Origin of the sequence: Devosia sp. Root413D1 (genome assembly GCF_001425235.1) — a bacterium.
Lineage (GTDB): Bacteria > Pseudomonadota > Alphaproteobacteria > Rhizobiales > Devosiaceae > Devosia_A.
In genome coordinates this window covers 583,393-594,983 of record NZ_LMEA01000001.1, presented here as the reverse complement: position 1 = coordinate 594,983, position 11,591 = coordinate 583,393, and the positions used below count along the sequence as shown (strand labels likewise).

The following is an 11,591-nucleotide window of genomic DNA, read 5'->3' as shown; positions in this document are numbered from 1 at the left end:
ATTCCCGCGGCAGCGGGAACTCCCGTTTGCGGAGTGTGCGACACGCCCGGAGAACAGAGATTCCCGCTTTCGCGGGAATGACCCCGGTGGGTGTTTGAGCGTCGGAGCGTAACCGTGACTTTGAAAATCGCCGTGCAGATGGACCCCATCGCTTCGATCAATCCCAAGGGGGATTCGACCTTCGCGCTGATGCTCGAGGCGCAGGCGCGACAGCACAAGGTCGACTATTACGTGCCGCAGACCCTGGCGCTGCGCGACAACCAGGTCTCGGCCGAGGTCGCGCCGATCACCCTGTTCGACAAGCCGAAGGGCGAGCATTACGCGCTGGGTGAATTCGCCCGCGTCGACCTCCAGAGCTACGACGTGGTGCTGATGCGGCAGGATCCGCCGTTCGACATGAACTACATCACGCTCAGCCACCTCTTGGAGCGCATCCACCCCAAAACCTTCGTGGTGAACCCGCCGGCGGCAGTGCGCAACGCGCCGGAAAAGATCCTCGTCACCGAATTCCCCGAGCTGATGCCGCCGACGCTGGTGACGCGCGACCGCGGGCTGATCCATGCCTTCCGCAAGGAGCACGGCAACATCATCGTCAAGCCGCTTTACGGCAATGGCGGCGCCGGGGTGTTCCTGATCCAGGAGGCCGACCAGAACCTCAACTCGCTGATCGAACTGTTCGAGCAGAGTTTTCGCGAGCCGTTCATGGTGCAGAAATACGTCCCCGCGGTGCGCAAGGGCGACAAGCGCATCATCCTCGTCGATGGCGAACCGGTGGCCGGGCTCAACCGCATTCCGGCCGAGGGCGAAGCGCGCTCCAACATGCATGTCGGCGGCCGTCCGGAACTGTCGCCGCTCACCGAACGCGAGCGTGAAATCTGCGCCACCATCGGGCCGGCGCTGAAAGAGCGCGACATGATCTTTGTCGGCATAGATGTGATCGGCGACTACCTCACCGAGATTAACGTCACCTCGCCCACCGGCATCCGCGAGATCAAGCGCTTCGGCGGCCCCGATATCGCGGTGCTGATCTGGGACGCCATCGAGAAGCGGCGGGCCTAACGCCGATGACCCCGCTCGCGACGCTGGTCGAGCGAGCGGGTTTTGCTCCCGGCACGCCGGTGGCGGTGGCCCGGGTGGCGGGCGACGCCGTCGAGGATTGCGTTGCGGGCGTCTGGCCTAACGGACAGCCGGTGACGCCGACCGACCGCTTCTATGGCGCCAGCCTCGCCAAGCAGGTCACCGGCGCGGCGCTGGCGCTGCTGGTGCGCGATGGCCGCATCGATCCGGACCGGCCAGTCTCCGACTATGTCGGCGGCCTGCCATCGTGGTCAGCAACCATCACGCCACGCCAGCTTGCCCATCACATCGGCGGCCTGCCTCCTGCCGGCGACCTGGAAGCGCGAATGGCCGGCGACTGGACCGAGGCGCTGGCGTTCGAGGCGCTGAACGATCTCGCCGAGCTGCCCGCATCGCCGGGCGCCGCTTATCGCTACTCCAACCTCGGCTATGTGCTGCTCGCCCGCGTCATCGCAAACGCCGGCGAGATGCCGTTCACCCAGTTCGCCGCGACGCGGCTGTTCGAGCCGCTCGGCCTCGACGGCATCGGCTTTCCCGACCACCCCGTCGGGCAACCGCAACTCCCGCTGCTTGGCGCGAGCCTGCCGCTCACGCACGGCGATGGGGGTCTGTGGTCCACCGCCGGCAGCTTTGTGCAGTGGCTGCAGCAGCAGAACCGCGACACCCTGGGCATTGCCGACCTCGTCACCACCGCCGGCCAGCTCAATGACGGCACCTCTGTCGACTATGGCTGGGGCGTCGGCCTGCGCCAGCAGAGCGGCAAGGCGCTGCTGATCCATGGCGGCGAATGGACGGGCGCTGCGGCGAAAGCGGTGCGCAGCCCGGCACTGGGGATTGCAGTGGTCGGCATGGCGGCAGGCGCACCGTTCGAGACGCTGAACCGGCTGGTCAGCGCAGTGCTCGAGGATATCGCCTGATCACTCGTCGCTCTCGGCCGCAGTGAGGTAGTGTTCCTCCCACTGGTCGTGCGGGATGAAGCCGCCGACCGAGAACTCGAAGCGCTCCACCGCCGAGTAGTCCGCCGTGGCGACGCAGCTGAACTTCACTTCGTACCACTCGCGCCGGCTGCGGAAGGCGCCACCGTCGGCGATCAGCGCGCCATCGCGCGTCGCCAGGTCGGCCATTGCATAGGCGACGGCGGTGTCGGGATCGAACTCCGGTCGGGCGCGGCGGATCTGCTCGATCGCCTCGATGCTGCACAGCTGCACCAGCCGCTCGCTGCCATCGAGCGTCGTCATCGCCGCCCGCAGCTTGGCGCTTTCAGGTTCGGCCAGCAGGCTGCCGGCAAAGAACTCGGTGGCGCGGATGGTGCCACCGGGGGCCGCTTTGGCCGCGGGCGTCGTGGTGCTGGAACCGGGCGAGGCCGTCGTCGGTGCGGCAGGCGCGGCAGCCGGGGGCGTCTGCGGTGGTGCGGTGAGCGCGGCGAACTGCGCCGCGGTCATCAGCTCCACGGCGATGGCCGGGGGTGGCAGCGGTTCTGGCTTGTCCTTGTTCGGTCCGAGCAGCAGCAGGCCAAACAGTGCAGCGTGAAAACCAAGGGATATGGCCGTGCCCCACGCCGATCGCTGCATCGGCGGCATATCGATCGGGTTATCGTCTAGGGTGATGGACATGGCAGCGCCCTGTCAGTCGGGCGGCTTTGCGGCTGATTTGCGGAGCATGTTGCCGGTTGGGTGAAATCCTCAACCCCTCTCGCCTTTCGGCGCCGGCTCAGCCATTGTCCGGCCATGCCGATCGACACGTTTCTCCTTGCGCTGACCACCTTCTTTGCCACCCTCGGGCCGGCGGACCTGCTGGTCGTCTATGCGGCGCTGACACAGAAGAACACCCAGGCTGAGCGACGCGCCATGGCACTGCGCGGCACCGTCATCGCGGCAGTGATCCTGTTATTCTTTGCGGTGTTCGGCGAGGTGCTGCTGCGGCTGTTCGGCATCACGCTGCCGGCGCTGCGTATCGCCGGCGGCATCCTGTTGCTGCTGATCTCGATCGACATGGTGTTCGCCCGGCATTCCGGCGGCACCGGCACGACGCCCGAGGAAGAGAACGAAGCGCAAAGCCGCGCCGACATTTCGGTATTCCCGCTGGCGACGCCGCTGCTCGCCGGCCCCGGCGCCATCAGCGCGGTGATCCTGCTCACCACCGGCTCGGGCGGCTTCAACCTCGAATGGGTCGTGGTGGTGCTGGCGCTGCTGGCAATCCTCTTGCTCTGCTACGTGGTGATGCTGGTCGCCATCCCGATCCAGCGGCTGCTCGGCATTACCGGCCTTGCGGTGGTCAGCCGCGTCGTCGGCGTACTGCTCGCGGCGCTGGCGGTGCAGTTCCTGCTCGACGGGCTGAAATCCAGCGGTCTGATCCCGGGTCTCGCCGGCTAGCGCCGTCGTGCTCTCCGAGGAAAAGCAAAGGCCGCGGCGGATGCCACGGCCTTCACCAAATTCACGCTAGTCGCCCGGTTACTTCTTCTTGGCCGGTGCGGCGGTGGCGGGGGTCATCCCGGCCGTTGCCAGCACTTTCGGCTTTTCCTTCTTGGGCTTCTTGGCTTCCTTGTTGGATCTGATCTGACCTTTGGCCATCGGCATCCCCTTCCATTGTTGGCCGGCAGCAACTCCGGCAAATCACTACGTGAGGCTAGAACCAAGGCAGAATCCTGACAAGATCACTGCCCTGGTCGAGTCTTTGATTTGTCGCGCTTTCGAACCGGAAAAGTCTGCAACTTGTCCTGAAAGCGCTCCGGCGCACCACTACTTGTGGCTCTGACAGCGGCCTTGCGGCCCCAGCCGGTCGACGGCGCGCGGATCGCAACCGGTGAGCAGGAACGTCACCCAATCGCCCTCGCTGCCGTAAAAGGCGTTGCGGTCGACCTCGGTGCGAATACCCGACATGGTGCCGGTCTGCGTCCACTGCCAGAAGATCCACGGCCGATCGCCATACTTGGTGTGCGGCTCGGCGGCGGTCGAGCGCAGCCAGAACGAGGAGTCGAAGTGCTCACCGGCGAGGATGTCGTTGTAGAAATTCATGTCGGTATAGATGATCGGCACCTTGCCGGTGTGCCGCTCCATCTCGGCCAGCATGACCCGCACCTTTTCCAGCACATCGGTGCGGTTGAACTTGTTCTTGCAGCTCGACTGGTTGTTCCATTCGAGATCGAGCACCGGCGGCAGCGCGTCGGGATCGTTGGGCACCATGCGCTTGAACCAGGCGGCCTGCTGCGAGGCGAGGCTGCACCAGGTCATGAAATGGTAGGCGCCACGCGCCATGCCGGCCGCCTGCGCGCCACGCCAGTTATCATAGAAATTGGGGTCGATGTAGTCCTTGCCCTCGGTCGATTTGATGTAGACGAAGTGCACGCCGCCACCGCGCGCCGCGTTGAAATCGATACGGCCCTGGTAGCGCGCCACGTCGAGCCCCTGGATCGGCAGACCCCAGGCCCGGCGCACCCCGTCATGCGGGTCATTGTCGCCGGGGATGCCGCGATAGTCATGCGTGGGCGAGCGCCCGCAAGCGGCAAGCAGCAGGGTCAGCCCGACCAGCAGCAGGGTTTTGGCAAACGGGAAGGCGGGCGCGGCAAACATGCTGGACGTCTGGCTTTCGGACGGAGTTCTGAAGCCTTTGAATCAACATGGCGCGCTTAACGAAACCTTGCGCTAACCCTTTGTTATTCCAGCATGGTTAACGCGGGGGCTGGATTCGAGCCGGCCGATTGGATAGCTTCGCGCAGCAATCGGTCGGGGGCCAGAATTGCCGGCAAGTGTCGCCATCGTGGTCGAGTGGGAGAACGCGCTGCTGGCCGACGCCGCGCGGGCGCGCCGGATGCTGTCGACGCTCGGTAAGCAGGCGCAGGCCTATGCCCGCTCGCACAACACGCGCTTCGACCTGCTGATCGCCTATGACCCGGATGAAATCGACGTCGCCGTGCCCCGCTCGTGCGTCGATGACGAGCTCGATCCGACCAACTGGCCGGGAGAGATCCGGTACATCGCCGCTCGCGGGCTGCATTATTATGAGCAGAAGACTCTTGGCGCCGCATCGAGCGACGCTGAAACGGTCATCTTCCTCGACAGCGACGTGATCCCGGATGCCGGCTGGCTCGGCCACCTGCTCGACGCGATGGACCGGGCAGAGGTGCAGGTGGTCGGCGGCCACACCTACCTCGCCGCGGAACACCTGCTCGATCGCCTGTTCTCGGGCTTCTGGTTTTTCGAGCCCAACCCCAAGCGCAGCGGCGTCAATCCGGCTGGCCATTTCTACGCCAACAACGTCGCCTTCAAGCGCGGGCTGCTCGAGCGCTACGGCTTCGATCGCGCCGACAGCTATCGCGGGCAATGCGTCGAACTGGCGCGGCGCCTCAGGGCTGACGGAGTACCGATCTGGCGAGCCGCCGAGGCCGCGGTCAGTCATCCGGCGCCCGACGGCCTGCGACACGCCTTCTTCCGCGCTGTCTGCCAGGGCCACGACAATGTCTACTGGCGACGCCGGCGCCCTCTGGGCTGGCTGCACGCCAGCCCGCTCGGCGGCGCCGTCCGGCTACTGCGCAGCATCGGCAAGACGGGAACGACGGTGCTGTCGCGGGCTCGTCCGCTGGGGCTCGACCCACTGACGGCGATCGGCTCGTTCGCTTTTGGCGCCGGTTTTGCGTTGGTGATCTACGGCTCGGAGATCGTCGCTTACGTCGCCCCGGGGCTGATCAGAAACCACGTTCGAATGTAGGCTGATGGCCCTTGGCTGACTGGCAAGCGGCACCTCGGTTGCGGGGTGGTGGGCTTTCGCGTATCCGGGCCACCCGTTTCCGCTCCGGCATAGTTGTTGTATTACGGCGCCCGCCAGCGCTAGATATTCGACATTGTGAGGGGGTCGCGATGCGCTTTATTTTGAAACTGCTTCTGGCGGCGGTCGCCATGTCCGTGCTGTTCGCGGCTCCAAGCCACGCCGGAGAGGCCGAAACTGCCCTGCTACGCTCGTATATCGGAAACTGGAGCGGCAGCAGCGTTCTGCGTGGCGGAGACCAGCCCGAGGCCTTTACTTGCCGCCTGAAAGTGACCCAGGGCAGACTGATCAAGATCAACTACGCCGGGCGCTGCAGCCTGGTGAACATGAACCTGTCCGTATCGGGTACGATCTTTTTCAACGACAAGGCGAACCGCTACGAAGCGACGATGCGCTCCAACGTTGGCCTCTCGGCCGCCGCGGTGGGGGCCAAGCAAGGCAACAGCATCACCTTCAAACTGAGTGAGAAGCAGAGCGACCGGGTCGGCACGCCCATCCAGATCAACTCGGTCCTCGAACTCAGCGGCAAGCAGATTACCGTCGACTTCTCGGTCGAACTCAATCGATCCGGACAAACGCTGACGACGACCGTGCCTTTCCAGCGGTAGTGAATTGCCTGCCGCGTCTCGAACGGTAACGTCGTTGCCGAGGTGAGATTCGCCGGTAACGGGGGAGCACTTCAGCCGAAATGACCCCGCGTCTGGTTCTGAGGCCGAGCAGCGCCGGCGATGCCGAGCGGGCCTTCGAGATCCGCTCCGAATGGGAGGTGGCGCGCATGCTGAGCAAGGCGACCTACCCGCCGGATTCGCGGGCGCTCAGCGACTGGTTCGCCGATCACCCGCGCCAATGGGCAGCCGGGGAGGCCTATCGCTTTGTCGTCGAACACGAGGCGCGGTTCGTCGGCCTCGTCGATATCGACGGCATCAGCGACGCAGAGGGCAAACTCGGCTACTGGTTCGACCGACGCGTCTGGGGCCGCGGGTTTGCAAGCGAGGCGGCATCAGCAGTGGTTCGCTTCGCCTTTGCCGAGGTCGGGCTCAGGCAGCTGCGGGCCGGGCACGCAGCCGACAACCCCGCATCGGCCAGGGTGCTGCTCAAACTGGGCTTCGAACCGCTGGATGCAGTCGAACTGATGTCGCACTCGCGTGGTGAGCTTATCCAGCAGCGGCGCTATGTGCTGGACCGGCCAAACGCCGGCTGAGGTCGTCGCCTTGCCCGATCTCGCCGAGGGCAAGCATGCGGTGTTCCTGGGCCTTGCCCCAGCGGGACATGACGCCCACGGCTTCGTTGAGGCTCCTGCCCCAGGGTGTCACCACATACTCGACGTGCTTGACCGCGCTACCGTGGTGTTCCGTGCGGAGGATCAGCCCGTCGGCGACCATTTCGGTCAGCTGGGCGTTGAGAACCTTTTCGCTGATGCCGGCTATGCCGCGGCGCAACTCGCCGAAACGCCGGGGCTGCTCGTTGATTTCCCACAGAATGGCAGTTTTCCATTTACCGCCGATCGCGTTGAGGGCGGTGCCGAAGCCGCAGGAATCGGCGGGATGTCGCTGCATGGCGAACTCCAGACTGGGTAGGGTGCGAAGCGTGGCGGGGGACGTGGTAGGGCGGTCGACCGAAGTCAACCGCCCGGCACCGGTCCGACGGCGAGGGGCGCGAACCGCTCAGCCGGTGACCGGCACGGACAGGTTCAGCCAATGGTGCTTGCGCGAGGCGAAATACAGCATGACCGGGGCAGGGAAAGCCTGATCGCCGAAGCAGCCGGCCGAAACCGAGATGCGGTCGCCCAGTGCCTCGCCCTGCTGGTAGACGAGGGTACCGCAATCGGGACACCTCACATGCTCGATCCAGCGACCTGGACCTTCGCTGCGGTGCCAGCTGAGGGTGCTTCCGTTCCGCGCGACCACGGCGCTTGCTTCAAACATGGCGCGATAGGCGAAGGCCGAGCCGGTGATCCTCTGGCACTCCCGACAGGCGCAGGCATAGGTTCTGATCGGTTCGCCGCGCAGCTCGATCCGCAACTGCCCGCAAGCGCAGCGGGCCGTTCGGGTGGCCGACTTGTCCGCCATGGTGCATCTCCTCAAGACTTGGCGGCACGCTAGTTGGCGGAGGAGAGCGCTGTAAATTACGCACCTTGAGGTGCGTGCCTGAGGGGCTATCTGGGCCCGCCCCTCAACGGGACGCAATGTCAGCCAGCCACCGGGTGACCTCATCGAGCAGCCAGGTGCGCAACTTGCCGATCGCGGCGAGGCGGCGGCTTGAGGTCGGCCAGACCAGATAGTGAGCATGTACGTCGACGATCTCGTGCGTCCAGAGGCGGCGCAACCGGCCTGAGCGGAGTTCATCCTCGACGATGGAGCGCCGCGCCAGGAGTATCCCCCGTCCGGCGAGGGCGGCCTCTGCCGCCAACAAAGTGTCCGAAAACAACACGCCTGCCTGCGGCTCGACGAGATCGAGCCCGGCGGCCTGGAACCAGGGGGTCCACGGTTGGACCGACTGCCGCAGCAGCACGCAGTCCGCCAGATCCGCGGGCAGTGCCGGCAGGTTGCCGCCGCAATAGTCGGGGCTCGCTACAGGAAACACCACCTCGTCCATCAGATACTCGGCAGCCATGCCCGGCCAGGCGCCGCCACCATAGCGGATGGCGGCATCGATCCCGTCACTGGCGTCCAGCCGGGCGAGCGTGGCGGATGTCTCGATCTCGAGCTCAATTTCGGGGTGGAGGCGCGCGAAGGCGTCGAGCCGCGGCATGAGCCACCTTGCGGCGAAAGCCGGGAGGGTGCTGATGACCAGCCGCTCGCGCCTCTCTGCCGCGCTGCCATGGTCGGTTCGCCGCGGCATCTGGTCGAAAGCCCGGTCGAGCAGGGTCAGGCCCTGTCGTATCTGCAACGCCAGCGCCTGCGATATGGCGTTTGGTTCAACACCTGTTGCCGTGCGGACGAACAGTGGGTGCCCCAGGCGCTGTTCCAGTGCCCGGATATGCTGGCTCACCGCCCCCTGGGACAAGGCGAGTTCGGTAGCGGCCGTGGTGAAACAGCGGAGCCGCACCGCGGCTTCGAGGGCACGCATCGTCTGAATGCTGGGAAGCCGCTTTCCGACCATCGGCCATTAGTATCACTAATGGCTGCGGTGGCAAAACAATGGTTTGAGCTTGGAGGCGGGTTCATCGACCCTTGGCTGGAGATCGAACGCAAGCGGCCCCAGGGGCGCGAAGGCATGCAAACAATGTACCAGCTGTTCTACTCCCCGGGCGCCTGCTCGATGGCCGTCCATATCATTCTCGAACAGGTGGGAGCCGAGTTCGAACTGTTCGCGGTATCGGTCGCCGACCGCGACACGCAGCGCGAGCCATACCTCTCGATCAATCCCAAGGGCCGCGTCCCGGCGCTGCGCATCCCCGGCGAAGCGAGGATCCTCACCGAGCTCCCGGCGATCCTTCGCTACCTGGCGAGCCGCTACCCGGAGCACGCACTTGGCCAGGCGGGGGATCCACTGCTCGAGGCGCGCATCACCGAGTGGCTGGCCTGGCTCAGCGGCTGGGTGCACAGCGTTGGCTATGGGCTGATCTGGCGGCCGGAGCGGTTCGACCCGGATCCCCGGCATGCCGCAGCGCTGGGGGCGCAGGGAAACCGGATCGTCGAGGCTGCCAATCAGGACATCGAACGGGCCCTTGCCGACACCCCCACGTGGAGTGTCGGGGAGCGCTTCTCGATCGTCGATCCGTTTTTGCTGGTGCTGTATCGGTGGGGCAGCTCGATCGGCCTTTCGATGCGAGCTCGCTATCCGGCCTGGACCAGGCATGCACAGCTGACGCTGCAGCGGCCCGCGGTGCAGCGAGCCATGGCGCGCGAAGGTCTCTCGCTGCCGGCCGAGGTGTGAAACCTTCCAGCGATAGCAGACCTCCTGCTGAGCAGGTCGCGAGGGAGGGAATGGTCAAGCGTAACCTGCTGCGGCCAGTCTGCACAGCCGGCTGAAATGGAGCGCCTCCTAGTAGCCCGCCGACCGCAGACAGACGTCCATGGCAAGCGCTGCGTACTGATAGTCGGTCGACGCCACTCTAGGCAGATTACAATACTGGCTTGAGTGTGCGTCAGGGCGCCGCTAGCCCGCCCAGCCGCTGGCGTCTCCCATGAGGGCAGGACCGCCTGGTGATCTGGCACCTGGGCGGTTCAGGCACTTGGGAGATACTTGCGCCAGTTGTGCTGTTCCTTGAACCCGAGAATGGTGCGGATTTTGCGGTTCGAGAGGGGGGCTTCGCGCTCGCCCATCGGGCGTGTGATCGGCGTGTTCGGCGCGTATTTGCGCAATATGGTCTCGGTCGGCTCGTTGGCGACGATCTCGTCATTGACCGCGTTGAAGACCTGAAACCCCAGCCCATCCTTGCCAATGCAGAGATCGACGATCTGGCCGAGGTCGCGCGCGTCGATATAGCTCCAGGCATTGCGTTTGCGCGATGGTGGATTGGCGAGATAACCGGGGAAGTTCGCGTAGTCCTCTGGCGACATCACGTTGCCGATGCGCAGGGCGTAGATGTCGGCGCCGGTGCGCGCGGCAAAGGCGCGCGCGGTCTTCTCGTTGACCAGCTTGGAAAGGCCATAGCTGTCCATCGGGTCGATGTCGTAGTCTTCCTCGAGCGGGAACGAGTGGTAGTCCCGGTCGCCTTCTGCAAAGCATACGCCATAGGTGGTCTCGCTTGAAGCGATGACGATCTTCCTGATCCCGAGCTTGGTCGCAGCCTCGATCACATTGTACGTCGAAACGACATTGGTCTTGAACGTCTCGTTGTCGGGCTGCAGGAGCACACGGGGAACGGCACCGAAGTGTACGACGGCATCGACCGGGGCTGGCCCCCTTCCGGTCCTGAAGCCATCGAAGTCGAAATGCATCGAAAGCGCGTTGAACACCTGGCCGCTGTCCGTGAGATCGGCGTTGAGCGTGTTGACGCCCTCGATGTCGAGCGGCTTGAGGTCCAGGTTGAAGACGCTGTGACCCTGGGCAAGAAGATAGGCAACGGCATGCCGCCCGGCCTTCCCACTGCCGCCGGTGAATACTATGCGTTTGCTCACTTGGTTTCCTTGCAGCTGCAGCCCGCGGGTCATCGGCTGATCGGCCTTCCCACTCGGACGATGATGTAGTCTTCCAGCAACGCCGCGGCCAAACCTGTTGCTAGAGCGCTTTCAGCGGTGAAATGCCCTAGATGGGACGGGACAGCGTGGTGGCCCGGCCCGTGTCGCGGAAGGTGTTGATCGCAGCATACTGATCGCAGCTGGGAGCCATCTCCATGATTTCGATCCGATTGCCGTCGGGATCGACAATCCACATGCCGCGATTGCCGTCCACACCGCGTCTGGTGGGATCAAGCGGCGAAACGAGAGCAATGCCGACGCTCGCCAGGTGCGCGGCGGTGTCCTCGATGTTCGTCGTGGTCAGGCAGAGGTGATTGAGGCCGGCGGCCTGCTGGTCACCGGCGCGGCCGGTGCCCCCCGGCAGCAGCTCGATATAGAGCTCATCGGTGATGCGCAGGTAGACGATCCAGGTGCGGCCGTCGGCTTGGGTCAGGCGCAGGAATTCGGGAAAGCCGAGTTTGGCATAGAAGTCGATCGAGGCCTGAAGATCGTTGGTCTTGAGGTTGAAGTGACCGAGGCTGGTGAAAGGCTGCACGTTGTTCTCCAAATCTTGGGGGCGCGAGGCTCAGGCCGCCTTACGCATCGGGTAGGCCACATAGGCGAAGCGCCGGCTGCCGGGGGCCCAGC

The 11,591-nt window shown here is 65.0% G+C and carries 14 protein-coding genes; 7 read left to right on the top strand and 7 right to left on the bottom strand.

Annotated elements, in window-relative coordinates; genetic code table 11:
- The first annotated feature begins 114 nt into the window (after window positions 1-114).
- Window positions 115-1,059, top strand: coding sequence for a glutathione synthase (gene gshB, locus ASC89_RS02990; protein ID WP_055994448.1), 945 nt, complete (start codon window positions 115-117; stop codon window positions 1,057-1,059).
- A 5-nt stretch (window positions 1,060-1,064) separates the two neighbouring features.
- Entirely contained in the window at window positions 1,065-1,994 is a 930-nt protein-coding gene (locus ASC89_RS02985) for a serine hydrolase (protein WP_055994446.1), read from the top strand.
- On the opposite strand, the gene ASC89_RS02980 is transcribed toward ASC89_RS02985, so the two are convergent.
- Window positions 1,995-2,690: a DUF930 domain-containing protein gene (locus tag ASC89_RS02980; RefSeq protein ID WP_055994443.1), complete on the bottom strand. Its 696-nt coding sequence runs from the start codon at window positions 2,688-2,690 to the stop codon at window positions 1,995-1,997. It lies immediately after the preceding gene.
- Between the two features lie 114 nt (window positions 2,691-2,804).
- Here ASC89_RS02980 and ASC89_RS02975 point away from each other — a divergent pair, with 114 nt between their 5' ends.
- Window positions 2,805-3,449 (top strand): MarC family protein, encoded by a 645-nt coding sequence (locus ASC89_RS02975; protein ID WP_055994440.1) that lies wholly within the window; start codon window positions 2,805-2,807, stop codon window positions 3,447-3,449.
- A gap of 366 nt (window positions 3,450-3,815) precedes the next feature.
- Here the strand turns inward: ASC89_RS02975 and ASC89_RS02970 are convergent, their stop codons facing one another.
- Window positions 3,816-4,646: a GH25 family lysozyme gene (locus tag ASC89_RS02970; protein WP_055874025.1), complete on the bottom strand. Its 831-nt coding sequence runs from the start codon at window positions 4,644-4,646 to the stop codon at window positions 3,816-3,818.
- Window positions 4,647-4,812: 166 nt separating this feature from the next.
- Between ASC89_RS02970 and ASC89_RS02965 the strand changes: the two genes are divergently transcribed.
- From ASC89_RS02965 to ASC89_RS02955, 3 genes are all read left to right on the top strand, one after another.
- Window positions 4,813-5,781: a glycosyltransferase gene (locus ASC89_RS02965; protein ID WP_055994437.1), complete on the top strand. Its 969-nt coding sequence runs from the start codon at window positions 4,813-4,815 to the stop codon at window positions 5,779-5,781.
- A gap of 149 nt (window positions 5,782-5,930) precedes the next feature.
- Window positions 5,931-6,446, top strand: coding sequence for a hypothetical protein (locus ASC89_RS02960; protein ID WP_055994435.1), 516 nt, complete (start codon window positions 5,931-5,933; stop codon window positions 6,444-6,446).
- Between the two features lie 80 nt (window positions 6,447-6,526).
- On the top strand, window positions 6,527-7,039 hold the full coding sequence (locus ASC89_RS02955; protein WP_055994433.1) for a GNAT family N-acetyltransferase: 513 nt from the start codon (window positions 6,527-6,529) through the stop codon (window positions 7,037-7,039).
- Here ASC89_RS02955 and ASC89_RS02950 read toward each other — a convergent pair.
- The 3 genes from ASC89_RS02950 to ASC89_RS02940 all read right to left on the bottom strand — a co-directional run bounded on the left by ASC89_RS02950 (window position 6,993) and on the right by ASC89_RS02940 (window position 8,907).
- A complete protein-coding gene (locus tag ASC89_RS02950) occupies window positions 6,993-7,394 on the bottom strand; it encodes a helix-turn-helix domain-containing protein (RefSeq protein WP_055994430.1) in 402 nt (133 codons plus the stop codon). The genes ASC89_RS02955 and ASC89_RS02950 overlap by 47 nt on opposite strands.
- Before the next feature lie 108 nt (window positions 7,395-7,502).
- Window positions 7,503-7,907, bottom strand: a complete 405-nt coding sequence (locus tag ASC89_RS02945; RefSeq protein WP_055994427.1) for a GFA family protein — start codon at window positions 7,905-7,907, stop codon at window positions 7,503-7,505.
- A gap of 103 nt (window positions 7,908-8,010) precedes the next feature.
- A complete protein-coding gene (locus tag ASC89_RS02940) occupies window positions 8,011-8,907 on the bottom strand; it encodes a LysR substrate-binding domain-containing protein (RefSeq protein ID WP_200940403.1) in 897 nt (298 codons plus the stop codon).
- 147 nt (window positions 8,908-9,054) lie between these two features.
- Between ASC89_RS02940 and ASC89_RS02935 the strand changes: the two genes are divergently transcribed.
- Window positions 9,055-9,717 carry a glutathione S-transferase family protein gene (locus tag ASC89_RS02935; protein WP_055875916.1) on the top strand — a complete coding sequence of 221 codons (663 nt, stop codon included), beginning with the start codon at window positions 9,055-9,057 and terminating at the stop codon, window positions 9,715-9,717.
- Between the two features lie 290 nt (window positions 9,718-10,007).
- Here ASC89_RS02935 and ASC89_RS02930 read toward each other — a convergent pair whose 3' ends face one another.
- Window positions 10,008-10,904 (bottom strand): NAD(P)-dependent oxidoreductase, encoded by an 897-nt coding sequence (locus tag ASC89_RS02930; RefSeq protein WP_055875919.1) that lies wholly within the window; start codon window positions 10,902-10,904, stop codon window positions 10,008-10,010.
- A 127-nt stretch (window positions 10,905-11,031) separates the two neighbouring features.
- Window positions 11,032-11,499, bottom strand: coding sequence for a VOC family protein (locus ASC89_RS02925; RefSeq protein WP_055874041.1), 468 nt, complete (start codon window positions 11,497-11,499; stop codon window positions 11,032-11,034).
- Window positions 11,500-11,591 lie beyond the last annotated feature (92 nt).

Excerpts from the sequence above, each read along its gene's own strand:
- ASC89_RS02980 (WP_055994443.1), bottom strand. The coding sequence starts at position 2,690 with ATGTCCATCACCCTAGACGATAACCCGATCGATATGCCGCCGATGCAG.
- ASC89_RS02945 (WP_055994427.1), bottom strand. The coding sequence starts at position 7,907 with ATGGCGGACAAGTCGGCCACCCGAACGGCCCGCTGCGCTTGCGGGCAG.
- ASC89_RS02935 (WP_055875916.1), top strand. The coding sequence starts at position 9,055 with ATGCAAACAATGTACCAGCTGTTCTACTCCCCGGGCGCCTGCTCGATG.
- ASC89_RS02950 (WP_055994430.1), bottom strand. The coding sequence starts at position 7,394 with ATGCAGCGACATCCCGCCGATTCCTGCGGCTTCGGCACCGCCCTCAAC.
- ASC89_RS02970 (WP_055874025.1), bottom strand. The coding sequence starts at position 4,646 with ATGTTTGCCGCGCCCGCCTTCCCGTTTGCCAAAACCCTGCTGCTGGTC.
- ASC89_RS02975 (WP_055994440.1), top strand. The coding sequence starts at position 2,805 with ATGCCGATCGACACGTTTCTCCTTGCGCTGACCACCTTCTTTGCCACC.
- ASC89_RS02955 (WP_055994433.1), top strand. The coding sequence starts at position 6,527 with ATGACCCCGCGTCTGGTTCTGAGGCCGAGCAGCGCCGGCGATGCCGAG.
- ASC89_RS02960 (WP_055994435.1), top strand. The coding sequence starts at position 5,931 with ATGCGCTTTATTTTGAAACTGCTTCTGGCGGCGGTCGCCATGTCCGTG.
- ASC89_RS02940 (WP_200940403.1), bottom strand. The coding sequence starts at position 8,907 with ATGCGTGCCCTCGAAGCCGCGGTGCGGCTCCGCTGTTTCACCACGGCC.
- ASC89_RS02985 (WP_055994446.1), top strand. The coding sequence starts at position 1,065 with ATGACCCCGCTCGCGACGCTGGTCGAGCGAGCGGGTTTTGCTCCCGGC.